Below are 24,701 nucleotides of genomic sequence, written 5' to 3'. Positions count from 1 at the left end.
GGCGGAGTTTTTTTGTATTTCGTGGAACGGATTATATCGTGGGAGGAAAGATCATGCGTTATTTCGATTATTTATCGGAGGAAGAAACCGAAAAGTTGTTTTATCAAGCTCCCGCGCCGTTCTGCAATGGCTCGGACAAAGATCTGCTCGCTCATGCGGTGGGCGCGGCTCTCTATATGCCGGCGACGAAGCCCGGAATCGCCGAAGATCTGAGCAGCGGCAAGCATGTCGGATTGACATCGGTAGTCATCGATCTGGAAGACGCGGTAGGCGATCTCAGACTCGAAGAAGCCGAAGCCGCGCTGGTCGCGCAGATTCGCAAACTCGAAGACTGGTCGACAAGCGGAAGCATCGACTCCGAGAAGCTGCCTCTGATTTTCGTGCGGGTGCGAACTGCCGAACAAGCCGAACGATTATTGGAACAGCTCGGAACGGCCGTTGTGCGTTTGACCGGACTTGTTTTCCCTAAATTCGACGTGCAGGCGGGCGAGCGTTACCTGGCGCTGCTGACGCGGTATAACGAAACGAAACCTGCGGATGCTCCGATCCTGTACGGTATGCCCATTCTGGAAAGCGCGGAGATCATCTACGCGGAGACGCGTCAGGAGATGCTGCTGGGCATCAAACGATTGCTGGATCGGCATCGTTCATACATACTTAACGTGAGGATCGGAGCGACTGATTTCTCCAGTCTGTTCGGTCTTCGCCGTAAGCCCGATATGACTATTTACGATATCGGCGTCATTCGCGACTGCGTGGCGGATATCGTCAATCTGTTCGGACGCGCGGGCAGCGGCTACGTGATTTCCGGTCCGGTCTGGGAATATTTCAAAAGCGACCGGGTGCTGAAGCCGCAGCTGCGCGAGACGCCGTTCCAAGAAACCGCGGGTCAAGAAGGACTTCGGGTGCGCATGCAGTATATCAATAAATACGTCGACGGCCTGATTCGCGAAGTCGAACTCGACAAAGAAAACGGAATCGTCGGCAAAACGATCATCCATCCGACCCATATCTGTCCGGTGCAGGCCATGTATACGGTCACGCACGAAGAACATATGGACGCTCTGCATATTCTGGAGAGCAGCGGGGGCGAGATCGGGGTCGTCAAGAGCGGCTACGACAACAAAATGAACGAGATCAAGCCCCATCTCAACTGGGCGCGGCGCATCATGATTCGTTCGGAAATATACGGGGTGCTGAATGAAAACCAGAATTTCACCGCATTGCTCGTCCGCTGAAGAGGCTGCCACGCCGAACACGGACGCGCCGGTCTACATCTACGAAATGCTCGAAGGTCTGACTGTTCGAGTCCGGTTGGATTCCAATCCGTTCGGCCTGCATCCGGACGATCTGTTCCGCATGGCGGCTCGGATCAACAAGAAACGCAGTTTCTTGTTCGTCAGCCGGATTCTGGGCAAACATATCCCTGTCGATCCGCACCGGTCTTTGTTGGGCGGAGCGGCGCTCGCGCTGCTGTGGCAGCGGCGCAGAGCGGAATCTTCGAGCGGGAGCGCCGAAGAAGCGGCACGCGAAGCCGAAGCGTACAGCTTGGAAGAAGTATGCGCCGCGCTGCACGACGGAGGAGCTTCCGCCCGGCATTTGTACGAGCGGCTGCAAGCGCAGAGGCTGCATCTGGAAGAGTCTGCGCTGTTCATCGCTTTCGCCGAGACCGCGACCGCGCTCGGTCACGCGATGTACGATTGCTTCGCGGGCGATACCCGCTTCCTGCATACGACCCGCGAAGAGCTGGTCGGACGGGAACCGGTACTTCGTTTCGAAGAAGAACATTCGCACGCGACCGCGCATCGCTGCTACGCGCGCGAAACTTCGTTCTTCGCCGGCGAAGATACCGTCGTGCTGGTCGACGACGAAGTGACGACGGGCAATACCGCGCTGAATATCATTCGCGATCTTCAGAGCAAGCATCCGCGCCGCCGCTACGTGGTCGCCAGCCTGCTCGATTGGCGCGGCCCGGAAGACCGGGAACGGTTCGCCGAACTGGAACGCGAATTGGAGATCGAGATCGACACCATCGCGTTGATCGAAGGCACGATCGAAGTGGAAGGCGGTCCGGTCGAACGGCTGCCCCAGTCCGCGCCGGACCGTCGTTCTTCGGGCGGAACGCAGGTGCGCCGGCATGATTTGTCGGCGTTCTTCACCCATTTGGATGCGGTATCGGCAGATTCCGCAGGCGAGAAGTCCGCTGTTCCTTATCTGGAATGGACCGGCCGCTTCGGCATGCGCGAAGCCGATAATGCCGAGCTCGACGCACAGGTACGAGCGGCTTCGGCGTATTTGTCGGCCGAAAGACGCGGAACCCGCACGCTCTGCATGGGCACGGGAGAATTCATGTACGTGCCGATGCGAATCGCCGCCGAATTGGGCGACGGCGTATTCTACCAGTCCAGCACGCGCAGCCCGATCCATGTGGTCGACGAAGAAGGCTATGCGATTCGAAGCGGCTTCCCGCATGTTTCGCCGAACGATCCGGGCATCGCCAACTTTTTCTATAACGTTCCTGCGGGAGCTTATGACGAGATCTTTGTTTTTCTGGAAAGAATGCCGACGGAAGCCGGTCTGAGACCGCTGATCGGCGCGCTGGAGAACACCGGAGTTCCGTTCGTTCATCTGGTATTCGCAAGCGCCGCGGACCGCGGGTTATCGCAGGAGGGAGAATGAATATGCGCGAAGAAACGTTGGCATCCAAGATCCTGCCCGTCCCTGAACGGTTGGGCAGCTACAGCCCCGACGACGTGGTCTTTCTGTTGAAAGACCTGAGCGACGTCGAATTGGAACGAGGCACGGAAGATCGCGAAGAAGCGATCCAAGGCGGCGTTCATTATTCCGAGATGCTTCCCGTGGAATACCGGCCGACGCCGGAATATCTGGCGCTGTTCCACGAAACGTTGGAGACGACGGCCCGCAAAGTCGCGCTCGCGGCAGGCATCGTCTCGGAACGTCTGATCGCCCGCCACGGAACGGACCTTGTGCTTGCTTCGCTTGCACGCGCGGGTACGCCGATCGGCATCTTGATGAAACGCTATTTCCGAGCCGTCTACGGCGCGGACGTGCCGCATTACAGCATCTCGATCATCCGCGGCAAAGGCATCGACGAAAACGCGGTGCTCTACATGCTGCGGGAACATCCGGGACGCCGCATTCAGTTCGTCGACGGTTGGACGGGCAAAGGCGCGATTCGCAAAGTATTGGCGGAAGCCCGAGAAACGATGTCGGCCAAATACGGCATCGAACTGGACGACGACCTGGCCGTCTTGGCCGATCCGGGGCGCTGCTCGGAAACGTTCGGCACGCGCGAAGATTTTCTGATTCCGAGCGCCTGCCTCAATTCGACCGTTTCCGGCCTGATGAGCCGCACGGTGCTGCGCGACGACCTGATCGGGCCCGACGATTATCACGGGGCCAAATATTACAAGGAATGGCTCGAAGACGACGTCTCCAATCTGTTCGTGGACCGGGTGAGCGCTTATTTCGAAGAGATTCGCGAAGAAGCGCGCAGCCTTGCGGCAGAGCTTGAAAATACGCCCGAAGCCAACGAATCGAGCTGGCAGGGCATGAAAGACATCGCGCGCATCCAAGAGGATTACGGGATCGCCGACGTGAATCTGGTGAAGCCCGGCGTAGGCGAGACGACGCGCGTGCTGCTGCGGCGCGTGCCGTGGAAGATTCTCGTCGATCGGTTGGACAATCCGAATCTGCGCCATATTCTGCTGCTGGCCGAAGACCGCGGCGTTCCGGTGGAAGTCTATCCGGAGCTGACCTATTCCTGCTGCGGCATCATCCGTCCGCTGAACGGAGGGACCGAATGATCTTCGCAAGCGATCTGGATCGCACGCTGATTTACTCCAAAAAAGCGATGGGCACGGCTTTCGATTCGTCGAAGGTTATTCCGGTCGAGCTGTATCAAGGCGAGCATATCTCGTTCATGTCGCCCGAGACGGCGCGGCTGTTGGCCGAACTGTCGAAAACGGCGCTCTTCGTGCCGGTCACGACGCGCACGATCGAGCAGTACGAACGCATTTTCTATATCCGCGAGACGTTCCGCCCGCGATACGCGGTCACCAGCAACGGCGGCAACGTGTTGATCGACGGCGTGCCGGACACGGATTGGAAGCGGCATGTCGCGGAGGCGCTCTCCCGAAGCGAGGAAGCGGAGAAAGTCATCGAAGCGTTCGGCCGCATCTCGTCGCCGGAATGGGTCAAATCGTACCGCCATTCGGACGATTTGTTTTATTCGATCATTCTGGATCGGGAAAACATGCCGCTCGCGCAGATCGAAGACTTCCGCGAAGAGCTGGCCGGCATGCGTTGGAATCTGTCCGTGCAAGGGCGTAAAATGTATCTTGTACCGGACGGCGTAAGCAAAGGCGAAGGGCTGCTGCACGTGAAAAAGCTGGCCGGCGCTTCCCGCATCGCGGCTTCGGGAGATTCGCTGCTCGACGAAAGTCTGCTCAAAGCGGCTGATTACGCCATCGTGCCCCGTCACGGAGAGATCTACGCCGCCTATATGGAAGCGGGCCTCTATACGTTTACCGAACGGGACGGGATGGGCGCGGCCGAAGACCTGATCGCGAAGATCGCCGAATGGTTCGCGTCTCCCGATATGCAGGCGCTGCCGGTGGCCGAGAAGATCGAAGAACGATAAGCGAAACCGGAAAGCCTTTTCATCCGTACTACCTTAAACTGCACCTTGATTGTGTTGTAACCGGCGACAGCCGAAAAAGATAAAGAGGACGATGAACGATGAGAAAAATTTGGCTGAACCGCTGGTTCTCGGTCGCTTACCACTATGTCAACCTGATTCGAAACAACGAAGAAGGAGCGCGCTTCGAGTTCTACGGCACGCATCCCAATATCGACCACGTCTCCCTGAGCGCGTGCGACGTCAAAGAAACGGAACCGACGGTCGAAGGCGAGGCGTATATCGAGTTCTGTCTGGATTTCTGCGTACGGCACGGCATCGACTTGTTCATTCCGCGTCTGCATATGGAGCTGATCGCCGCCAACGTGCCGCGTTTCGAAGAGATCGGCACGCGCGTCATGGTCTGCGACGATCTTGAACTGCTCGGCAATATGATGAATAAAGAAAAGTTCTACCGTTCGCTCGAAGGACGCGGCGTCGTGGATATTCCGGATTACCGGGTCGTGCGGACGGCCGAGGAATTCGCGCAGGCTTACCGCGAGCTGACCGAAGCCGGACATCGCGTCTGCTTCAAACCGACGGAAGCCGAAGGCGGCATGGGATTCCGCATCATCAACGAAGACATCGGCGACCCGCTGAAGGCGTTGTACGGTTGGGTGACGTTGGAGACGACTTACGAAGAGACGTATCGGACGCTGTCGACGGCGGAACGCTTCGACGATCTGATGATCATGGAGATGCTCGAAGACGAAGAATACAGCATCGATTGCTTGGCCGACGCGTCGGGCGAACTGCTGACGGCGATTCCCCGCCGCAAATCGGAAGGCCGCGTCTACCATCTGGAGTATTCGGAAGAACTGCTCGCGCTGTCGCGCCGGATCGCGGAAAATTGCCGGATTCCCTATGCGTTCAACGTGCAGGTGAAGTACAATAAGGGTGTTCCCAAACTGCTCGAAATCAATCCGCGCATGTCCGGCGGTCTGTATATTACCTGTTTGTCCGGCGTAAACGTTCCGTATCTGGCGGTCAAAGCGGCGTTCGGCGAAGAAGTCCGGCCGCCGAAACCGGAGTTCGGCATCAAAGCCAGCTACGTGGAACAGGCCGTCAGATTGGACTCGATCTATAGCAGGGAGGCAATGTCGGACTTTTAAGCCGCCGAAGCGAGGAGAAAGAGCAAGCCCTGCCATCAAGCTGGAGGTGTTATGGCATGATCGATTATATCAAACGTTTCGGGCTGCCCATCACGGCCTTTATCGCCGGGTACGCGCTTGCGGTCTTCTCGCAGGGCATGGTGCCCGTATGGATCTCGGCGCTGCTTCCGGGCGGCGCGGTGCTGCTCAGCATCGGAGCTTTCAAGCGTCCGAAGCCCAAGCCGACTCCGATCGACGTCTCGCCGCAATCGCAGCCGGAAGTGCTGCCGCCCAGCGGTCGGCGTACCGGGATTCCGGCCGTCGATCAGGCGGTCGAACGTCGGCTTCGCGAAGAAGCGTCCGCGCGCCGCGAACAGGAACGGCGCCAAGCGCAAGCCGCCGCGGCTTCGGCCGCGCAGCAGCCGGCGTCACCGCCTAAACCGGCCGCGGAACCCGACGAGATGTGGGACCCGGTGCACGAATACATTTCCGTCATCGAAGAACTGATCATCTCGGAAGGGCAGAAGAACGCGCTCGACGACGAGATCGTCGAGAAGACGTTGTCGCTGCTCTCCCGTATCGCCCGTCTGATCCCGCAGCTCAAGGAGCTTAACGACAGCAAGATCAATCACAATATTCAGCGTCTGGTCTTCAAAGACCTCAACGGCGCGATCAATCCGTTCCTGAAGCTCAGCGGCGAAGCCAAACGCAAGAATCGCCGCCTGCTGCTCGACGGGATCAAAGACATCAACTCTCGCCTGTCACTCTACGTGGAGACGATCGAGCATCGCGACCTGATCGAACTTCAGAGCCGCATCGATCTGATCCAGCAGCGTTACCGGACTTCGGACTAAGGCCTTTGCGCCGCAGAACGCCGCTTCGGCCGGGCTTCCCGGCGTCATAAGCGGCGTAACAGAAGGAGGAATATTCATGTCTATGAATCTTGCGGTCGACTTGAAGAAAAGCGACTTGGATAAAGTGGAACAGGAAGCGAAGCAGGTTATTCAGAAAGTCGCCAATACGGATAATATGCAGCTCGACGAGCTGATGGACCAGATCGGCCGGATGGGCCAACGCACGATGGAGAAAGCCGGACAATCGCTCGAGATGCTTCAGCGTCCGGTGAATGATATGGTAGCGGGCAAACGTTCGGAAGTCGGCAATAATATTCTTCGCCTGCGGAGCGAGATCGATTCGCTCAGCAAGAGCAAGCAGCTCGGCTTTATCGATAAGATCATGCGCAAGACGCCGCTCAAAAACTACGTTTACAAATACCAGTCGGTCAAAACGAACGTGGACGCGATTATCGTCTCGCTGCGCAACGGCAAAGATACGCTGGAAGAAAATATGGCGTACATGCGGAATTTGAAGCGCACGTCGATCGAAGAAGTGTATAATCTTCAAATGCGGATCGAGATGGGGAACCAACTCAAGAAGCTGTTCGAAGAAGAGATCGCCAAGCCGGAGAACGCCAACCGCAAAACGACGCTCGAACGCGGGCTTCGCAAAGTGGTGACGCGCATCCAATCGTTTACCGAAATGATCATGCTGTACCAGCAGGCGATCGCGGGTACGGACATCATCAACGACAATAACGATAAGCTGATCGATTCCGTCGACGCGACGATCGACAAGACGCAGCATCTGATCACGGTATCGGCGATGATCGCGATGGCGCTGCAGGATCAAATGCAGACGATCGAAGCGGTCAATACGGCCAATCAGACGCTGCAAAACATGTTCGAGGAGAACTCGCGCATGCTCAAAGAAACGACGCAAAAAACGAACGATCTGCTCGGCAAACCGGCGATGCAGTTGGAAGCGGTCGAACGCGCGATGGGCGACTTGTTCGCGGCGATGGACATGTACGAGCAGTCCAACCGCACGATCATCCAGTCGGCGACCGAACAGACGGGCCGCATGACGGAGATCAACAAAAAGATGCACGACCGTCTCGGCCTGATGCAGGCGGGCGGCGGAGAAAGCGAGCCTGCGCGCGTAACGGCCGGACAGCAGAGCGAAGCGCAGCGGCTGCAATCCATCTCCAATTTGCTGGAATAGAGCCGAGCGGGATCGAGACAAGGAGGACGGACGCGAATGAACACCAAGATTCTCAACGCACGCATGGAGCGCCGGGAAGACAAGAGTTACATGGGCAAGGTCGAATTGGAGGTCGAAGGGCATAAAGAGCCTTACGAGCTGACCATCTACAGCAAGAGCGGAGATGCATGGGAATACAGCCTGCATTTCCTCAAAGATCCGGGACCGGAGGAGCAGATTCTCGCTTTCGAAGAATATATCGAAAACGACGACGACGCTTTCGACGTTCTGGTCGATGCGGCTTGGGATTCGATGGAGCAGGCTTCGGAGTAACGCCGGAAGCGAAGAACGGTAAGAAGCCGCCTTTCCCTAAGGGGATAGGCGGCTTTTTTGGTGCGGGATTAAGGGCTTAAAGGCTTAGAGGACAGCTTCGATTCGCGGTTGGGGCGTTCCGCGATTCGAAGCTTTGGATTGGATAAATCATTGGGTACGCTTTTCATCTAAACGGCGAGATGAAAATCTCAGATGAAAATCTACTTTATCAAAATATTCCCGAAAGGGATCGCTTCCCTCAAAATCCGCTTCACCAATCCGTCGTCTTCCATATGCTCTTTCAGCTCTTGGCTGCGCGTGCCGCCGGCTTGAAGCAGAACATGGCCGCGGCCGGTCATTTTCCAATGAAAAGGCATATGCTGGCTGGCGAGGTGGTTGCCGTAAACGGCCAGATCGAGTCTGGCGTTCTCGGGATAAGCCAGAATGCTGCCCGCATTGACGTAGAGCGGTTCTTTTTCGTGCAGTTCCGCTTGGAATACGGTTCCCTGCGTCATAATGCCGATCTGCCCTTCGCCGGAAAACTTCATCTTGATCGCGTCTTGGGTGATCAGCATGTTTTTCAATTTCAGGATTCGGCTTTTCATCTCGATTCCGTCGGTATAGAAGAACAGCTGCCGGAAATCGTACAGCATATCGCTGCCGCCTGCCAGATCGAGCGTCTGAAGACCGAATCCGGCGGGCAGTACGGCGGTAAAAGAACAGCGTCCTTTGAAATCGGCGCGGATCAGTTTGCGTTTGCGCATCATGCGGCTGATCTCGAGCAGCCGGTCGCTGCGTCCGCGGGGATCGCCGCGGTAAGCCACCACCTGCTGCGGATGCAGAATATGCGCGGTATCCGGTTCTTCCAGTTCGAACGTATAAGCTTGAGCGCCGAACGAATCGCCGGATTGTTCGTGAATGATATGCATGCGATCCTCCGTTTAACGTCTGCCGCGCAGTCCGAGGCGCAGGACGCGGATCAGCAGGAAATAACCGACGAATAAGCCGATCAGAACGAAAATAATGATTTTCATCGTACGAGCGCTGCTGTCGCGTTCTTGCTGCGCCGCATTCAGCGCCGCGACGGTAGCTTGAAGCTGTTGGTTCTGTTGGTCGAGCCGGGCGTTCTGGTCGTTCAATTGAGTAATCTGGTCTTTGTAACCTTCCATCTCGTCGCGGTAACTCTGGATATCGGCTTTGGCATCGTTCAGCTCGTTTACCGTATCTTGATAACTCTTCTGCAATTGATTCACTTCCGAAGGAAGATTGCCGAACATTTCAAGGCCGTTAAAAAAATTATCGATCGGTTCCCAAGCATGAGCTTGACGCTCGACGGGAAGCAGCAGCAGACCAAGCAGCAGAGCCGAAGGGATGCTGCGGCGGAAAATACGCAAAAATCCGGGTTTAATCATGATCGGGGTCACCTCGTCTTAAAGAGTCGGACGGGAACGGCAAAATCGCCGGGCAAGCAGTCGTTTTGCAAGGAAAGCGTTTAACAAGCGAGCATAACGGGTAAACATCATTACGCACAATCAGATACGTTAATAAGTGTAACGAAGTTACCGGCAAAACACCAATTTTTCAAAAAAAATCGCGAATTCTCGCGTTTGCGATTCTTATATTCTTATAAACTGGAGTGAAACGACATGTATGCAACCGACTCGAATTTGACCAAAATCATCGTTACGGTAAACGGAGAACAAGTAGGCAACGGCCTGCTGCTGGATAGCGTGACTTTCCGTCCGGTGAATCCGGAATCTTCCGTTTTGAAAGTCGCGGCCGATACGGCTGCGAAGTCCTGATCGGCTATTCCGGATCGGAATAATCGTATCCATCACACAAACGCCGCTTGTACGGCCTTTTCGGATCAGATCCGAATCGGACGGACAGCGGCGTTTGTGCGCGGATCAGATCTTGAACCGATCCACCAGCGTAAAGAGGTCTTCGGACAAGCGCGATAACAAGGTCGACGATGCCTGGATCTCCTGCATGGATGCGTATTGTTCCCCGGAAGATCCGGAAAGCGATCGCGCTCTTGCATAAGCGCCGTCGGCGATAGAGGAGCTGAGCCTGATCCGTTCGGAGACCGCGTTGGCGTCCGCGGAGAGACGTTTGACGTCTTCCATCGCGGTTCCGGCTTTGCTTTTGGAGACGATCCAAGCATCCTGAATGACGCTGAACGACCGAGAAGCGGAAGCGAACGTGCGAGTGCCTTGATCGGCGGCGGAGGATACGGAAATCATCGCGCCCGCGGACGTCTCGATCTGCCCCAGCGTCGATTCGACGATGCCGTGAATCTGACGCACGGCCGAGCCGGAGCGTTCCGACAGCTTGCGGATATTGTCGGAGACGACGGCGAAGCCTCGTCCGTGTTCCCCGGCCCGTGCCGCTTCTATGGCGGCGTTCAGCGCAAGCAGCTGCGTTTCTTCGGAGATCTCGGTGATCACGCCGAGAATCTGACGAATCTCCTGCGAATGGGAACGCATATCGTCGATCGCGACTCTTAGTTCGCCGAGCGCGCTGCCCGTACGATTCATCTGCCGGGAAGCCTGCTCCAGATCGCTGCCGGCCGTGCGGGAATGCTGCTCCGACTCGTCCGCGCCGCGAGCCAATTCTTCCATGCTGATCAAGAGCTGCCGGGCAAAAGAAGAAATTTGCTGAAGCAGTTCGGAACTCTCCGCGAGCGAGCTGCGCTGAAGCGAAGCTTCTTCTTCCAAATTCAAAGCGACGTCATGAATGCGTTCGCCGGCCTGACCGGTCTGAACGGCGCTGGCCGTCAACTGCTCCGAGGCGGAAGCGACCTGATGCGAGCTGTCCCGGACTTCGCTCAAGATGCTGCGGAAGCTGCCCGCCATCTCGTTGAAGTCGGAACCGAGCATGGAGGCTTCGTCGCGTCCGCGAACGGGCACGGCCTCGAGCGTCAGATCGCCTTGAGCCAGCAATCGGGTCTGTTCGGACAAACAAACGATCGGTTTGATCAGGCGGCGAATGATAAAATGAACGGCAACCAGCGCGATCGTCAGCAGAACGGCTCCGATCAACAGCGGAATTTCGAATACCGAAAGCGTGCGCTCTTGAATGATGGACGAGTCGAAGTTGATCGCCATCAGCGCGACGACTTTCTGGCTGCTTCCTTCGCCCGACAGGATCGGACCGTATCCGGTCTTGAGTCCGACGCCGTCGTAAGCATACACGTCCGAGTAGACGCCGTGGCTCATGGTGGTCGCCATCTCGCGGTCTTTGTCCGTGAAATAGAACGTATCTCCGGCTTTGTACCCGCGATCGCGCATATTGGAGTCGGCGGCCAGAATCTTCCCGTCCAGCGATAGGATAAAAGCTTCTTTGAAGATCGGTTTATGTTCGTGAATCCAATCGATTTTGTCTTGGATCTCGTTCAACTTGGTCGTATCGCCCGCGGCCAAGGCTTGAATGTCGGCAGGGGCAACCAGTCCTGTGGTAATATTGGCGCACCCGACCAACTCGATTCCGACGGCTTCGTCGACCTGCCCGTAAGCGGCCCGATAAGCGAGAACGCCCACGGCCAAACCGACGATCAGAAATAACGAGACGATGGCGGTCGTGATTTTTCCGGCTAGCTTCATAATAAGTTCATCCTCCTAATCATGCGTTGAACAACGTCGCGTATAGCCGCCGCCGTCATTCGAAACGGGAGAAATGCAGGACGAATGGCCGGATGGGTTGTCGAGTTGTTATACGTTCATATCCTGCAAGATTATCGCAATAAATGGCTATGACAAACGGCACAGCAAAAAGCCGCCTGCTCTCCCGAAGGAGATACAGGCGGCTTTTGGTTTCGGAAACGGAAAAGGTTCGTTTATTTCTTGGTCGTGACGGTCACGGAGATCGTCACGTTCTTGGTGCCGAACTTGCCTTTGATCGTCGTTTTGCCTTCGGCCAATGCGGTAATCTGGCCTGCAGGCGATACGGCGGCTACGCTCGGTTTGGAACTGGTCCAAACCGTTTGAGCGGCTACGTCCACGATCGAACCGGTATCGTAAGTCGCCAGAACTTTAATCTTGGAAACGGCTCCCGGAGCGAGCTTGAGAGTCTTCTCTTCGACGGCCACTTTGGTCAACTTCGGTACGACGGTCACTTGAACGGAAACCGGAATGTTCTGATACGAACCGCTCAATGTCGCGCTGCCTACGGATACGCCTTTTACGGTAGTGCCCGAGATCGAAGCCACGCTCGGATTCGACGATTCCCAGCCGACTTTGGAACCGAGCGAGACTTTGGAGCCGTCCGCGTAGAAGGCGGTCGCTTTGATCGACTTGCTGCTTTTCATATTGAGTTCGACCGAAGTCGGATCTACGACGATTTTCGTGATTTTCTGTTCGATCTTCACGCTGACCGTGATCGACTTGTTCAAATAAGTGCCTTTCAGCGTAGCCGATCCTTTGAGCAGGCCTTTGATCGTCGAACCCGAATCGGTTTTCTTGATCACGGCGTTCGAGCCGGCGACCGTCCACGTCATCAGCGAGGAGACGTCTTTCTCTTGGCCGTCTTCCCATACCGCGGTTACGCTAGGCAGAGGGGAAGTTTCGCCGATGACCAAGCTTACGGCTTCGTCCGGTCCGATCAGCACGAGAATCTTCTCGTTGACGGTGACTTTGAAGCTTACGGTCTTGCCGCGTACGGAAACGTCGCCGGAAGGCGTCGTTACGGAATCGGTATCCGGCAGAGAAGCGGTCAGCGTAACGGTACCCGCGGATTTCGCGATCACTTTGCCGTTCTCGATATAAGCGATCTCGTCGTCGCCGGACGTCCATTTGACGTCGCCGCTCAAATCGAGCTTGGCGTTGTCGAGTTTGATGCCGCTGACTTTCGGCAGCGCTTCGGACTCGCCTTTGTACAATTCCGTATCGTCTTTGGACGTTTCGAGAGATTTCAGCGTCGGATAGACGGTCACTTTGACGTCTTTGGCGATGCCGCCGTATTCGGCTTTGATCGTCGTGCTGCCTACGGCTTTCGCCGTAACCGTGCCGTTATCGACCGTAGCCGCGAGCAGGCTGCTCGACGTCCATTTGGCTTGGCCCGATACGTCGAGCGAAGAGTTGGCGCGGTCGCGCACTTCCGCCGTCAGTTTGAGCGTCTCGCCCATGAACAGCGTGGCCGAGTCGGACGGCGTGACCAGCAGCGCTTCGTACGGCGCGCGGACATAGATGTCGACGGATGCCGATACGCCGAGATATTTGACGGTAACGGTTGCTTTTCCGGTGCCCGTTACGGTCAGCACGCCTTTATCGACGGTCGCGACGGACGCGTTCGAAGTCGTCCAATCCGCTTTGGCCGTGATGTCCTGCTCTCCGCCGCCTCCGGCAGCCGGAGCGATGGCCTTGAGCGTGACGCTGTCGCCGACAAGCTGCTCCAGATCGGAAGCTTTGCTGCCGCCGCTGCGAATCTCGAGCGAAGAATAAGGCAGTTCGACGGTTGCTTTGTACGTCGCGGTGAGGCCTTGATACTTGACGGTTACGGTCGCGGTTCCTTCGCCGACCAGCGTCATTTGGCCGGCCGCATCGACGGTCAGAACAGAAGAGCTGGAGCTGGTCCAAGTCCCGAGCGCGGTCACGTCGGTCACTTTGTCTTTGTCGTCGCCGCCCGTGACTTTAGCCGTCAGTTTCAGGTCGCTCGCCGCATCTCCAAGCTTGTATGTACCGGTCTTCGCCGGCTCGATGGCGAGCTTCGAATAAGGATAGGAGGCGGATACTTCGACCGTGGCTACGGCTCCTCCGTAAGTGGCGGTAATGATGGCGTCCCCGCTGGATTTCGGCGTCAGCAGGCCTTTGACGACCTGTACGACGTCTTCGTCCGAAGAGGTCCAGTCCGCGGAAGCGGTAATGTCTTTCTTGGAAGTCGAACCTTCGACCGTCGCGTACACCTTCAACTGTTTGGCCGATTGGCCGATCACCAGTTCTTTTTTGGTCGCGTCGTCGAACGAGATCGAGGTGACGTCTCCCGTGGCGGCGAATGCGTGTGCCGGAAAGGCGATCGCGGCGATCATCAGCAGAAGGGCCAGAGTGCGCATCACGCTTTTTTGTCGGATCATGATCTTCTCCTTCGATTGAATGGATTAGACGGCATGTCGAAAACGATCCCGTCTTTTCTTTTATCGGAAAAAAACCCTCATTCGTTACGCTTTTTATATAAAAAAATGGAAATGGGCACTATGACCTAATCGCTTGCGGAACGTACGTTCGATCAACGGACAAAAAAATAAACGCAATCTTGGGGGATTCCGCTGCGAAGCAGAAAACGTTCGAACGATTCGCCGGGAATCGGTTCGGTCTTGCTGGTGAGCAGCAGCATCGCGAAGCGATTGGCCTGACGTTCGAGCCTTCCCGCGCTGAAGAAGGAATGCTCCTCGATAAAAAAGCGATTGACCCCTTTGTGCAGCCGGTCGTGTCCGAGCTCGTGCGCGCAGACGAAATTTCGCCATTCTTCCGGCAGATGTTCGTTGATGACGATAAACCGCCTGCGAAGCTTGCGATAATACAGGCCTTTGGTCGACTTGCCCAGATCCATGTAACGAATATGAATGCCGAGCGCTTCGGCCATCGCGAACGGATCGGTCGTGCGGGTCGTGCGAATGAGACGGGCTACGAGTTTGTCCATCGGGTCCACCGTCCGTTCCCTCCTAGTGAGTTGACCGCATTGAATCTAAGGTTTGAGTCCTTCGGAAACACGCACGGTTCAAGCGGGTTTTCCGAGGGGCGAAACCTAACATCTTAAGCGGTCGGCGTACTAGCTTCTGCGTTTGTTCATCTGCTTGGCTTCCCAGAACAAGCCGGTCAATACGTCTTTGATGCGCTGCTTGTCTTCTTTGTCCAGCGGAATCCCGTCGAACATCAGCTCGCCGTCTTCTTCGAGCATCTTCTTGAAATCCCGTTTGTCGCGGGAATTCGCCCATTCCGGAGCTGCCGAGTCCTGCCCGTCGTGCAGATAGCCGGCTTCGTTCATCATTTCTTCGTACGGAACGCCGAGCGCTTGGGCGATCTTGGCGATCGTCTGCGGTTTGGGCACGCCCCGGAGGCCATGCTCGATGCGGGAGATCTGGGAGGTGCTGACGCCCGCGGCCCCGGCCAGCCGATTAATGCTCCAGCCTTTGCGTTCGCGAACCTGTCTCAAATAACTGCCGAACCGGTTTTCCATAGGGCACCCTTCCTCGCTTCGTCAATTTGGCCTGCCGATCGGGCGGCGTTTTTCGTTCCTTCTTCCTTAAATATACCCAATATCCGCTGCCGGGTAAATGTGTTCGCCGAAAATATTGCCAAAAGGTGAATTTCGCGAAATGTTCATGCCTGATCGGCTTGTGGAAGAAAACGACAAAATGTCTCTTTACGAGTTTGGAAAAATTGTGGTAAGGTTAATCCATAAATGCGAACGATATACGAACATAACCTTAAATGCGGAATCGTTCGGCGTAAATGTTGCCAAAAGACAATAAAAGGAGAGATCAACGTGGAACACGCATTGAATCTGCCCAAGCTCGACCGCCGCAAAACGCAGGCCGCTATAGAAGGAGCGATGGAAAAATACCGGATCTACAAAACGATTACGTTCGAAGAAAGAGAAGCCCGTCTGACTTCTTCTTATCAGGAAGCGCCTGCGGGCTATACCGGCACGACCAGCGACTCGACCGCGCGGACCGCTATTTATAATGTAGACATGCCCGCGGCGCGCGCCGCTTACTGCGAACGGATCGAACGGATCGTCGAACGATTGAACGAACGCGAACGGCTGCTGGTGCGGGAACGGTACATGAAGCAGGACGACGTATTCGATTACAAAGTCTACAATCATATTTTCGATCCGCCGATCAGCAAAGACACGTACGTCAAAGTGCGGACCGGCGCTTTCTACAAAATGGCGTTGTCGCTTTCGGCGATGGGACTGCTGCCGCTCGAAGATCTACTGGCGAAAAGCGGCGAGAGCGGCAGAAAAAAAGACGAACGACGCGCTTAAAATCAAAAATTTTGAACTTTTTTATCGAAAAAGGGAACCATTCGGAGTCGACCTTGTCTAAATAGATAAGAAGAGGTGATCCGATGGACAAAATGAAGGAACGCCCGGCCGCGCAAATGGAAGCCGCCGATCCGGATACGATCGTCCGATCTTATTGGGGCGAGGTATGGAAATATCTCTTCTTTATGACGGGAAACCGTTCCGCCGCCGACGACTTGACCCAAGATACGTTCGTTCGGGCGCTGCGCGGGCTGGACGGTTTCAGGCAAGAATCATCCGTAAAAACTTGGCTGATGCGCATCGCAAGAAATACTTACGTGAATCATAAGCGTTCGGCGTTCGTAAGGCGGGTGCTGACCTTCGCGGACGTGGAGCCGCCGGAAACGGGCGCTTCGGCGGAGAACGTATATCTTGCGGAAGCGGGCGAGCGGCGCATTTGGCAGTTGGTTTTCCGGCTGCCGGACAAACTGCGCGAGACGCTGCTGCTCGAGGCGCATTACGGGATGACGGCCCGCGAAGGCGCGCAGCTGCTCGGCATTCCCGAAGGTACGTATAAGTCGAGATTGTCCCGGGCGAGAAGCCGTATGGAACGCATGATGGGCGAGGAGGACAAAGCATGAGCCGATTCGAAAAATCGGGAACAGCCGATGAATCTGCGCGGCCGAATTGGTACGAGGCGCTGGAACGAGAGCCGGGACGCATGAACAAAGAACCGACTCTGGCACAGATGCAGAAGATCAAGGAGGAGAGCATGATGGAAAACACATATGGAAAAACGACAAATAAAGGAAAAATGGCGAAAGGGAAAATGGCCGTCGGCGCGATCGTGGCGGCTGGCGCGATCTTCGGAGGCGTATGGGGCGCGAATTCGGCCGGTTGGCTGGACGGAACGCCGGATGCCGCGCAAACGCAGGCAGTCGCTTCGAATCAAACGCCGTCCGGGCAAACGAATCCGGGAAACGGGCAAAACGGCGCGAACGCGGGCGGACCGGCGGCGGGAGGCTTGAGCGACGAAGAGAAAAGCGCGCAGGCTACAGACGAGATGAAAGCTTCGATGCAGGCGCAGGACATTGCCGAAAAGTTCAAAAAAGCCGATCTCGAAGTCTCGAAATCGCAGCGCGAAGATTATGAAGCGTCGATGCAAGGAGACGAAAGCAAGTTGGAAGATTGGATCGCGGATCGTTACGGACAGTTGGCGCCGTACGCGGACGAGAAGTTTCTTGCCAGTTATATGATGAATCGTATCGGCATGCTGCCGTACGAAGCGGCGGTCAATACCGATTCGGAACTGACGATCAGCGATCTGAAGATGACGACAAACAGCGTGGATCTGGAGAAAAAGCTGGTGAGAATCGACTATACGCTGAATCTGGAGTTCTCGAGCGGACGCGATCCGCTAGCGCTTGAAGGCGCGATCTGGGTGCAAGAAGGCCAAGACGGCTGGAAAGTCATGAAGGACGTGCCGGAAAAAGCGAGTTTCCGCGAGCTGTACAATCTGGCGACGCCGAACACGCCGATGGGCGGATAAGGCTGTGGAGAACGCCAAGAATCGGAAGAACCGCCTAGATAAAATCGAAAAGAAAATCGAAAGGACCGCGAATTCCCGAATAGGGAACCGCGGTCCTTTTGGCCGTGACGGAGAAAACTTCGATTCCGAAAAAAGCGCAAAAAAAACAGGCGTCGGAAAATTCCGCTGCCTGGTCGTAGAAGTCCGCTTGCGCGAACTTGATCTTACAGGTTGTATTTCTTTTTGAAGCGTTCGACTTGGCCGCCAGCGTCGAGGATCTTCTGTTTGCCAGTGAAGAACGGGTGCGAATCGGAAGTGATTTCCACTTTGATCAGCGGGTACGTGTTGCCGTCTTCCCATTGAACCGTCTCGTTGGATTTACGAGTCGAGGCGCTCAGGAACTGGTGCCCAGTGCTCGTGTCCATGAACACAACTGGTTGGTAATCCGGGTGGATTCCTTGTTTCATCTATTTTCAACTCCTTCACAGAATAATCAATAATCACATACACTATATAGTAGCATAAGGCAAGAGTGTTGACAAGAATGAAATAGGGATAGAGATCGAGCAAATTTGCGAATCTCGACTGGAATGGGTAAAAAGCAGGTAAAGGCTGCGATCGAGCGCGGCAATCCCGAAAGTAACCGAAGGGGGACGTCAGCATGAAAAATAAGTTTGGTCTTCTAATCAGTCTGGTAGTCTGCGCCGTGTTATGTGCTTGTTCTTCAAACCAGAGGCCGACGAGCGTCTATCTGATTCCGGAAGGTTACGAAGGTTGGGTGCAGATCGCTTTCGGCCAGAAGTCGGAACCGGAGATTCCGGTCGAGGATTCGAAAGAGATCTTTACCCTTAACGAAGACGGCAAGCTGATGACCTCTACGCCGGAACCGTCCTACGGGGCGGCATCGGACGAGTTCTATTATGTAGACGGCGAAGGAAAGCGTACCGAGATCGATCCCAATCAACGGATTCATTTTCAAACGATCGGGTCGAAAAATACCGAATCCGGAGAAAGCCGAAGCGGCGGAACCGTCGTGATCGACTTTTTCGTCGGAGATAAAGATCGAGTCGACGAATATCCAAAACCGCCGATTCCTTGATCGCTTCTGCTGTTATGAGACGAGCGCGAATGCGCCGCTGCAAGCATCCGCGCAAGAGTTCGTCTTTTTGCCGCCGAAGGTTCGTCTTTTAACGTGCGTTAATCGTCCGCTTCTCCGTCTTCGTTTGGAGAAAAAGGCGGTAAGATTGTATCATCGGGAAGTTGAGCGAGAGGCCGAGCGGCCGAAAGCTCGAAGAAGCTCATCTCGCGGACGGACGGTTGCGATCCTCACGGATCTTCGCAGCCGTCTTTGTCGTGTGCCAAGCGGCAGAAGCCGGATCTTGCGAGACTTGCCCGAGGTTTGTAAGGAGGGAACGGAAATACGCGAGCGGGCGAAGCCGCCGCCGGAACATCGGCGGCGGCTTCGTGCGCGATGTGGGAAAGGGGGAGGGAAGCGATGCGGGAAACGATCAAGCAGGCGTTGGAGAACAAGATTCCGGAATTGTCCGGGCATGTGCATGATCTGCCGCCTGCCGGACAATCTTATTCGGGCTTCGGCGCGTCGGTCACGTTCGGCGAAGAAATCTACAAAAACGATTGGGCCGGTTATCGGCGGATCGTCAAAGTCTGGCCTTATGCCGATGCGGCTTCCGGCGGCTTCGGCAAAATCGAAGAACTGGCCGGGAAGATCGAAGCGGCGCTGCACGAAGCGGTACTGGGCAGGGTTTCGGGCGGAGCAGCATCCGCGACCGGAAATTCGGTCTCGGATGCTGCGCAGCCGTCGCAGCTTGGCGAAGCGGATCGGGAGCCGGCTTCGGCCGGACAAAGCCAACAAGCCGGAGATCCGAAGGACGCCGCGTTCGTCTGCGTCTATCTCGGTTCGGCAGACGGCGATCGGCTGGACGCCGCTCTTGGCGGGATGACCCGCGGGCTGCGCTTCGCGGTCTACCGGCAGCCGGCCGGCTTCGCGGCCGGTCCGGACGATGCCGGCGCGGAACTGACCGCGCTGGCTGCGCTGACGTCCGCGCTGCTGGGCGCGGACTGGCAGATCGCGGCCGACCGTTGGCCGGCCGCGCACGCACGGCCGTGCGTGCTCTGGCGGCTGGCCGGGAGCCGCAAAGTGACGGCGAAGCCGTCCGCCTACGATGTGCGGCGGACTTACGCCGCGCATGTGCTCGGCCGCACGGCGGCCGAAGAGCGCGAGGCGCTCTCGGCGCTGGCCGAGCGGCTCAGCTCGGCGCAGCGGCTGGGACCGCCCGCGCCGGGCCGTCGCGCGGCGGCGATCGCGGACGTCGTCGCGGATCTGGAAGCCGACGGCTTCCTTAAGGGTCAGCTCCGGCTCGACGTGCTGGAGCGGGTAACCTTGCCCGGCGGCGAGCAGCCGGGCGGCAGCGAAGAGCCGCCCGTATTGATCGGGCGGGTCGGGTTGAAGCAGGCGGATTAGGAGCGCCTGCACCGGTTTGCGGCCAAGACGGATTGCCGCGAACAATCGGATCGGATTCGATTGACGCGGCGGAGCGGAACAAGCAGGAGGCGAAGCAGCGATGACCAGCCGGAAGAGTTCGGCGGAAGCAAACGAGAAGCAGCCCGCCGCTTATACGGCGGCGGAACTGATGGCGCACGCGGAGCGATTGTTCGGCGTGCGGGAAGAAGTGGTGCGCGGCGCGCTCGGCCCGGAGACGGCCGAACGTTATACCGTGGAAGAGGCGGCAAATCGCATTACACAATTTATGAAAGCGAAGGTGAAGTAATATGGCAGGCGGAACATGGAGCAAGGCGGAGAAACCGGTCCTTCCCGGACTGTATATGAATTTTCAGGCGGCAGCGGCTTCGGCGATCCAGCCGGGCAGCCGCGGCACGGTCGCGGTACTGGTCAAAAGCAACTGGGGACCGGAACGGCAGTTCGTCGAGATCGGCAGCGAAGCCGCGATCGGGCGCATCTTCTCCAATGAAAGAGCAGGCGAAGGAGCAAACGGCGCGACCGCTTACGATTCGCTGTACTTGGCGCTGCTCGGCGGCCCGAAAAAGCTGCTTGCTTACCGCGTCGCGGACGATACGTCGGCAGCGGCCGTGCTGGCGCTGAAATCCGGCGAGAGCGAGGCGCTTCGTCTGACCGCTCTGTATACCGGCAGCCGGGGCAACGGATTCCGCGTATCGGTGCAGCCGAGCGTATCGAACGAAAACGCGCGCGAGCTGCGTTTCTACGAAGGCAGCAAACTGCTTCGCGTCTTCGCGGCCGAAGACGGCAGCGCCGGCGCTCTGGCGGCGGCGATCAACGAAGATGCGGACAATATCTGGATCAAAGCGGAAGCGACCGTTCCGGCAGCCGTGCCGTCGCAAGTGTCGGGAGCGGCATTCGCCGGCGGCGCCAGCGGAAGCGGCGGTCTGGCCAATGCCGATTACATCGCGGCGCAAGCCGCGCTGGAAGGCGCGGATTTCGACGTGCTGGCGCTGGATTTCGCGGCGGATTCGGCGCTGCTTCAGAGCTTCGCGGCATTCGTCAAACGCCTGCGCGGCGAAGGTCGCGGCGTCACGCTGGTCGTCGGGGGCTCGTCGGCGGAAGATACCGCGATCGCCGCTCCTTCGACGGCATCGGCCCGTTCGGCTTCGCTGAACCATGAAGGCATCGTCAACGTCGGAACCGGGGTGAAGCTGGGCGGCGTCTCGTACAGCTCGGCTCAGACCGGCGCTTATGTGGCGGGCCTTATCGCCGGACAGCGTTTGAACGAATCGACGACGTACCACGCGGCTCCGTTCGACGACGTGACCCGCCGCTGGAACCGATCCGAGCAGGAAACGGCGATGAAGAACGGCGTGTTCCTTCTGTTTCACGACGGACGTCAGGTCAAGACGCTGCGCGGCATCAACAGCCTGACGACGCCGGGCGCGGGTCAGAATAACGCCTGGAAGAAGATCCGTTCCGTACGCGTCATGGACGCGATCCGCAGCGACCTTCAGCGTACGGCGGAAGACGCTTATATCGGCAAAGTCAACAATACCGAAGAAGGCCGTCTGGCGCTGATCGGCGCGATGAAAGAATATCTGGCGCTGCTCGCGCAGAGCGGCGTGATCGAAGCGGACGGTTTCGACGTCATCTTGGACCCGGCTTACTACGGCGACGCGCCGGTCGTGAAGCCGGAAGCGGATCAGGTCTTCCTGCAATGGAACGTCAAACTGTCCGACGTGATGGAGCAGCTGTTCGGTACTTTTTACGTGCAATAAGCAATCGGATGCGGCGCGACCGGCTGACCGGTTAACGAAACCGTGAGCATCGGGCGCGTCTTTTCAGGACCTTTTTTACAGTGGTAGCTCTAACTAACAGCAGGTCATTAACCCTATTACGGATTCCAAGGAGGAACAAATCTATGTTGGATGCTTCGAAAGTCATTCTCGGCACCTACGGACAACTGCACATCGACGGAGTGTGGCAAACGCATATCAATAAGCTTGAAGCCAGCGTGGAGATCGAGAAACGCGAGCTGAACCTGACCGGCACGGACTGGAAAGTGCATAAGAACGGCGCCAAAAAAGGCACGGGCACGATGAGCGGCTACAAAGTCACGTCGGACATGATCCGCCGCGGCTTCCAGAAATTCGATATCATCTCCAAGCTCGACGACCCGGATTCTTACGGTCACGAACGCGTGCGACTGATCCGCTGCATGCCCGACAAGATTCAGCTCGCGAACTGGTCGGCCGGCGAAGAAGTCGCGGAAGAAACCACGTTCACGTTCGAAGGTTACGAGCTGCTGGACCCGATCAAAGCCAACTGATCTCCAGCCGCACCCGCGTCTTTTTAACGAAAACGGCAAACCGTAAGGCTGCGGCGCGCAAGCGCGTTTCGCGGCCTTTTTCGCGTACGACCCATCTTACTCATTCTTAGGAGGAATACTCGCATGAGCATCAACGAAAACCTGTCCGAAGAACAAATCTTGGACGTCCTGTTCGAAGCGGCCGACAAACTGCCCGAAGAAACGGTGGCGATCCGCCGCCTCGATCTGCGAATGACGCTGCGCGGTCTGACATCCAGCAAAGTGGACAGCATCCGCGAACGCTGCATGGTGCGCAAGACGGTCAAAGGCCGTACCGAAGAGAAAGTCGACAGCGAGACGTTCAACGCGCTGCTGATCTCCGAAGCAACGGCGAAGCTCGAAGTCAAAGGGCTGGAATTGAACGGTTGGGGCGACCCGCGCATCACGAGCCGTCTGAAGCTCTCGGGCGGCGAGCAGGCGGTGCGCCGGATGCTGCTCGCGGGCGAACTCGACGCGGTCGGCGACAAGGTACTCGAACTGTCCGGCTTCGGCGTGGAGCTGGCTGACGTAAAAAACTGATCCGCTCCGGCGGGGTGACGACGATGATGTACCACATGTGGGTACGCCATCATCTCCGTCCCGGAGAGTTCTGGAAGCTGCCGCGCGGGGAGCGATTGATGCTGCTGGCGTTTGTTGAACAGGAAATGGAATTGTTAATGAAGAGTCAGCAGTCATAAATGAAAGAGAGGAATGATATGAGTACAACCAAAGCTTTTCTCTCAGATCCATATTCTAAGCGTCTAAGTGACTACTTGAATAAATCTACGGATAAAAGTTCGATAGTTAAAGGGAAATCGGCATCAATAAAAAGTTCAAAGTATGCTCAAGTCGAAAAAGGCGCATCTAATTCTTTTGAATCCAAATTTGACCAAGCCATACAACATTCTAAAGATTGGTTTTCAAATCTTTACGAGTCTTCCTCGGATAAAGTCGAACAAGCTTCGAATGGAATCCAAACCTATTTCGGCGGAGTGGTAGATAGCAGCCAAAAAAAATGGAAAGAGTTAGAAAACGGATTTAAAGAGAAGTATGATGACCTTTCCGGACAGCTTGATCAAAGCATTCAGAGTGGAGGCGTAGCCATCCATGATGCTTACGAGAGCGCTAAAGATGCAATAGAGCAAAGCATTACAAATGTTAAAACGTGGTCGTCCGATTTTTATGACAAGACTGAAAAAAATCTAGTCAAAGCTAAAGATCAAGCATCTGTATGGGTAAGCGGTGTGTACGAGGATGGCAAGCGTTTAGCTAAAAGCACTTTTTCTTCGATCAAAACCGGTCTGAGTAAGGGTTACAACTGGACGATGACAACAGGGATGGATAAGGTCGATGGTGTTTTTAAGAAAAGCAGCGAGATCACTGAGAGTATTAAATCAGTGACAGAACCTATTTTTGACTTTAGAGATCATGCAGACAAAATAAGCGAATTTGCTGAGAAATTTATGCAATCTTATTCTCATGCGGGGGCCAGTCCTAATTATTTTAAAAGCACGATGGATTTTCTTGGTGGAAAAATTAAGCATGGTTTTGCGTTGGCCAAGGGTAAGCTGAATTCCACTCCCTGGGGAAACAAAGCCATGGGATTTATGGATCTTGTAGTTAGCGATGCTAAGACCTTCGCCAGCACGATCAATTGGACAACTGTAAAGAAGTGGTTTGGTCGCACGGTCAAATGGCTGGACTATGCTTCGAAATTCGAAGAACTTGCGAGTTCTAAAGATTCAAGGGAATTTGCGGAGAATACGGTTGCAATGGTAATGGACGAGGTGGCTTCTAAAGGAACAATGGCAGCTGTAACCGCAGGTACTGCAGCTATACCGGGAGGAGCTGTAGTCGCTCCTGTAGCAGGCTTCGGCGCATCGATGGGCGTCGACTCTTTCATGGAAAAACATGATATATCCAAAAGATTTACAGGTTGGTTATTTAACAAAATATTAGGGCCGAAGCCTCCTGATCCCAAAGAAAAAGAAGAAAAAAACAAGTTAAGATCATTTATCACACAGCAAGCCACTAGCGCTTTAAGCCCGATGCCTCCCTATAAAAATGCTCCAATGCAAGTCAATTTCGCAGCGGGATCTATTCAGGTTTCAGATTCAAAACGAGAGCTCAGCGAAGAAAGCGCTAAAAAGATAACCAAGCAAATCACTAGCCAATTCAAACGCGCAGCCGGAGGAAGCGGAAAACCGGCTCGTGCCGAAGCTTATTGATCGAGAGGAGGG

At 56.0% G+C, this 24,701-nt stretch carries 26 protein-coding genes; 19 read left to right on the top strand and 7 right to left on the bottom strand.

Annotated features, from left to right (window positions below):
- The first annotated feature begins 53 nt into the window (after nucleotides 1–53).
- The 8 genes from CDO73_RS00700 to CDO73_RS00665 all read left to right on the top strand — a co-directional run bounded on the left by CDO73_RS00700 (nucleotide 54) and on the right by CDO73_RS00665 (nucleotide 8,163).
- A complete protein-coding gene (locus CDO73_RS00700; RefSeq protein ID WP_088486559.1) occupies nucleotides 54–1,238 on the top strand; it encodes an HpcH/HpaI aldolase/citrate lyase family protein in 1,185 nt (394 codons plus the stop codon).
- The gene (locus CDO73_RS00695) at nucleotides 1,201–2,679 is read left to right on the top strand and encodes a phosphoribosyltransferase family protein (RefSeq protein ID WP_088486558.1); all 1,479 of its coding nucleotides are present in this window, start codon (nucleotides 1,201–1,203) and stop codon (nucleotides 2,677–2,679) included. Before CDO73_RS00700 ends, CDO73_RS00695 begins: the two co-directional genes overlap by 38 nt.
- 2 nt (nucleotides 2,680–2,681) lie before the next feature.
- Nucleotides 2,682–3,827, top strand: a complete 1,146-nt coding sequence (locus tag CDO73_RS00690; protein WP_088486557.1) for a cysteine protease StiP family protein — start codon at nucleotides 2,682–2,684, stop codon at nucleotides 3,825–3,827.
- Complete coding sequence (locus CDO73_RS00685) at nucleotides 3,824–4,663, top strand: HAD family hydrolase (RefSeq protein ID WP_088486556.1); 840 nt, start codon at nucleotides 3,824–3,826, stop codon at nucleotides 4,661–4,663. The genes CDO73_RS00690 and CDO73_RS00685 overlap by 4 nt, the downstream gene beginning before the upstream one ends.
- A gap of 98 nt (nucleotides 4,664–4,761) precedes the next feature.
- Nucleotides 4,762–5,811, top strand: a complete 1,050-nt coding sequence (locus CDO73_RS00680) for an ATP-grasp domain-containing protein (protein ID WP_088486555.1) — start codon at nucleotides 4,762–4,764, stop codon at nucleotides 5,809–5,811.
- Nucleotides 5,812–5,867: 56 nt separating this feature from the next.
- Nucleotides 5,868–6,644, top strand: a complete 777-nt coding sequence (locus tag CDO73_RS00675; protein WP_088486554.1) for a hypothetical protein — start codon at nucleotides 5,868–5,870, stop codon at nucleotides 6,642–6,644.
- A 76-nt stretch (nucleotides 6,645–6,720) separates the two neighbouring features.
- Nucleotides 6,721–7,851, top strand: coding sequence for a toxic anion resistance protein (locus CDO73_RS00670; protein WP_088486553.1), 1,131 nt, complete (start codon nucleotides 6,721–6,723; stop codon nucleotides 7,849–7,851).
- Nucleotides 7,852–7,887: 36 nt separating this feature from the next.
- Entirely contained in the window at nucleotides 7,888–8,163 is a 276-nt protein-coding gene (locus CDO73_RS00665) for a hypothetical protein (RefSeq protein WP_088486552.1), read from the top strand.
- A gap of 200 nt (nucleotides 8,164–8,363) precedes the next feature.
- Here CDO73_RS00665 and CDO73_RS00660 read toward each other — a convergent pair whose 3' ends face one another.
- Together CDO73_RS00660 and CDO73_RS00655 are read right to left on the bottom strand one after the other, a co-directional pair.
- The gene (locus CDO73_RS00660) at nucleotides 8,364–9,071 is read right to left on the bottom strand and encodes an AIM24 family protein (protein ID WP_088486551.1); all 708 of its coding nucleotides are present in this window, start codon (nucleotides 9,069–9,071) and stop codon (nucleotides 8,364–8,366) included.
- A 12-nt stretch (nucleotides 9,072–9,083) separates the two neighbouring features.
- Entirely contained in the window at nucleotides 9,084–9,554 is a 471-nt protein-coding gene (locus tag CDO73_RS00655) for a hypothetical protein (protein WP_088486550.1), read from the bottom strand.
- A gap of 234 nt (nucleotides 9,555–9,788) precedes the next feature.
- Between CDO73_RS00655 and CDO73_RS26605 the strand changes: the two genes are divergently transcribed.
- Nucleotides 9,789–9,944: a hypothetical protein gene (locus tag CDO73_RS26605; protein WP_179218426.1), complete on the top strand. Its 156-nt coding sequence runs from the start codon at nucleotides 9,789–9,791 to the stop codon at nucleotides 9,942–9,944.
- A gap of 105 nt (nucleotides 9,945–10,049) precedes the next feature.
- Here CDO73_RS26605 and CDO73_RS00650 read toward each other — a convergent pair whose 3' ends face one another.
- The 4 genes from CDO73_RS00650 to CDO73_RS00635 all read right to left on the bottom strand — a co-directional run bounded on the left by CDO73_RS00650 (nucleotide 10,050) and on the right by CDO73_RS00635 (nucleotide 15,312).
- Entirely contained in the window at nucleotides 10,050–11,744 is a 1,695-nt protein-coding gene (locus CDO73_RS00650; protein WP_088486549.1) for a methyl-accepting chemotaxis protein, read from the bottom strand.
- Nucleotides 11,745–11,977: 233 nt separating this feature from the next.
- Nucleotides 11,978–14,209: an Ig-like domain-containing protein gene (locus CDO73_RS00645; protein ID WP_088486548.1), complete on the bottom strand. Its 2,232-nt coding sequence runs from the start codon at nucleotides 14,207–14,209 to the stop codon at nucleotides 11,978–11,980.
- Between the two features lie 152 nt (nucleotides 14,210–14,361).
- Entirely contained in the window at nucleotides 14,362–14,775 is a 414-nt protein-coding gene (locus CDO73_RS00640; RefSeq protein WP_088486706.1) for an ImmA/IrrE family metallo-endopeptidase, read from the bottom strand.
- A gap of 129 nt (nucleotides 14,776–14,904) precedes the next feature.
- Nucleotides 14,905–15,312, bottom strand: coding sequence for a transcriptional regulator (locus CDO73_RS00635; RefSeq protein ID WP_088486547.1), 408 nt, complete (start codon nucleotides 15,310–15,312; stop codon nucleotides 14,905–14,907).
- 375 nt (nucleotides 15,313–15,687) lie between these two features.
- Between CDO73_RS00635 and CDO73_RS00630 the strand changes: the two genes are divergently transcribed.
- From CDO73_RS00630 to CDO73_RS00620, 3 genes are all read left to right on the top strand, one after another.
- Nucleotides 15,688–16,125, top strand: a complete 438-nt coding sequence (locus CDO73_RS00630) for an ArpU family phage packaging/lysis transcriptional regulator (RefSeq protein WP_373446953.1) — start codon at nucleotides 15,688–15,690, stop codon at nucleotides 16,123–16,125.
- A gap of 83 nt (nucleotides 16,126–16,208) precedes the next feature.
- A complete protein-coding gene (locus CDO73_RS00625) occupies nucleotides 16,209–16,745 on the top strand; it encodes an RNA polymerase sigma factor (protein WP_088486546.1) in 537 nt (178 codons plus the stop codon).
- Nucleotides 16,742–17,653: a hypothetical protein gene (locus CDO73_RS00620; protein WP_088486545.1), complete on the top strand. Its 912-nt coding sequence runs from the start codon at nucleotides 16,742–16,744 to the stop codon at nucleotides 17,651–17,653. Before CDO73_RS00625 ends, CDO73_RS00620 begins: the two co-directional genes overlap by 4 nt.
- Before the next feature lie 203 nt (nucleotides 17,654–17,856).
- On the opposite strand, the gene CDO73_RS00615 is transcribed toward CDO73_RS00620, so the two are convergent.
- The gene (locus tag CDO73_RS00615) at nucleotides 17,857–18,099 is read right to left on the bottom strand and encodes a type B 50S ribosomal protein L31 (protein WP_087800488.1); all 243 of its coding nucleotides are present in this window, start codon (nucleotides 18,097–18,099) and stop codon (nucleotides 17,857–17,859) included.
- A 194-nt stretch (nucleotides 18,100–18,293) separates the two neighbouring features.
- On the opposite strand from CDO73_RS00615, the gene CDO73_RS00610 reads away from it, so the two are divergent.
- The 7 genes from CDO73_RS00610 to CDO73_RS00580 all read left to right on the top strand — a co-directional run bounded on the left by CDO73_RS00610 (nucleotide 18,294) and on the right by CDO73_RS00580 (nucleotide 24,689).
- A complete protein-coding gene (locus tag CDO73_RS00610) occupies nucleotides 18,294–18,731 on the top strand; it encodes a DUF6843 domain-containing protein (protein WP_088486544.1) in 438 nt (145 codons plus the stop codon).
- A 396-nt stretch (nucleotides 18,732–19,127) separates the two neighbouring features.
- On the top strand, nucleotides 19,128–20,114 hold the full coding sequence (locus CDO73_RS00605) for a hypothetical protein (RefSeq protein ID WP_088486543.1): 987 nt from the start codon (nucleotides 19,128–19,130) through the stop codon (nucleotides 20,112–20,114).
- Between the two features lie 100 nt (nucleotides 20,115–20,214).
- A complete protein-coding gene (locus tag CDO73_RS00600; protein ID WP_088486542.1) occupies nucleotides 20,215–20,421 on the top strand; it encodes a YqzN/YkzM domain-containing protein in 207 nt (68 codons plus the stop codon).
- Nucleotide 20,422: 1 nt separating this feature from the next.
- Entirely contained in the window at nucleotides 20,423–21,892 is a 1,470-nt protein-coding gene (locus CDO73_RS00595; RefSeq protein WP_088486541.1) for a phage tail sheath family protein, read from the top strand.
- A gap of 143 nt (nucleotides 21,893–22,035) precedes the next feature.
- Nucleotides 22,036–22,443 carry a phage tail tube protein gene (locus CDO73_RS00590; RefSeq protein WP_088486540.1) on the top strand — a complete coding sequence of 136 codons (408 nt, stop codon included), beginning with the start codon at nucleotides 22,036–22,038 and terminating at the stop codon, nucleotides 22,441–22,443.
- Nucleotides 22,444–22,566: 123 nt separating this feature from the next.
- On the top strand, nucleotides 22,567–23,001 hold the full coding sequence (locus tag CDO73_RS00585) for a phage tail assembly chaperone (RefSeq protein WP_088486539.1): 435 nt from the start codon (nucleotides 22,567–22,569) through the stop codon (nucleotides 22,999–23,001).
- A 176-nt stretch (nucleotides 23,002–23,177) separates the two neighbouring features.
- On the top strand, nucleotides 23,178–24,689 hold the full coding sequence (locus CDO73_RS00580; RefSeq protein ID WP_143536039.1) for a hypothetical protein: 1,512 nt from the start codon (nucleotides 23,178–23,180) through the stop codon (nucleotides 24,687–24,689).
- Nucleotides 24,690–24,701: the final 12 nt, after the last annotated feature.

This window comes from Saccharibacillus sp. O23, assembly GCF_002205895.1.
Lineage (GTDB): Bacteria > Bacillota > Bacilli > Paenibacillales > Paenibacillaceae > Saccharibacillus.
This window is presented reverse-complemented; position numbering and strand designations above follow the sequence as displayed.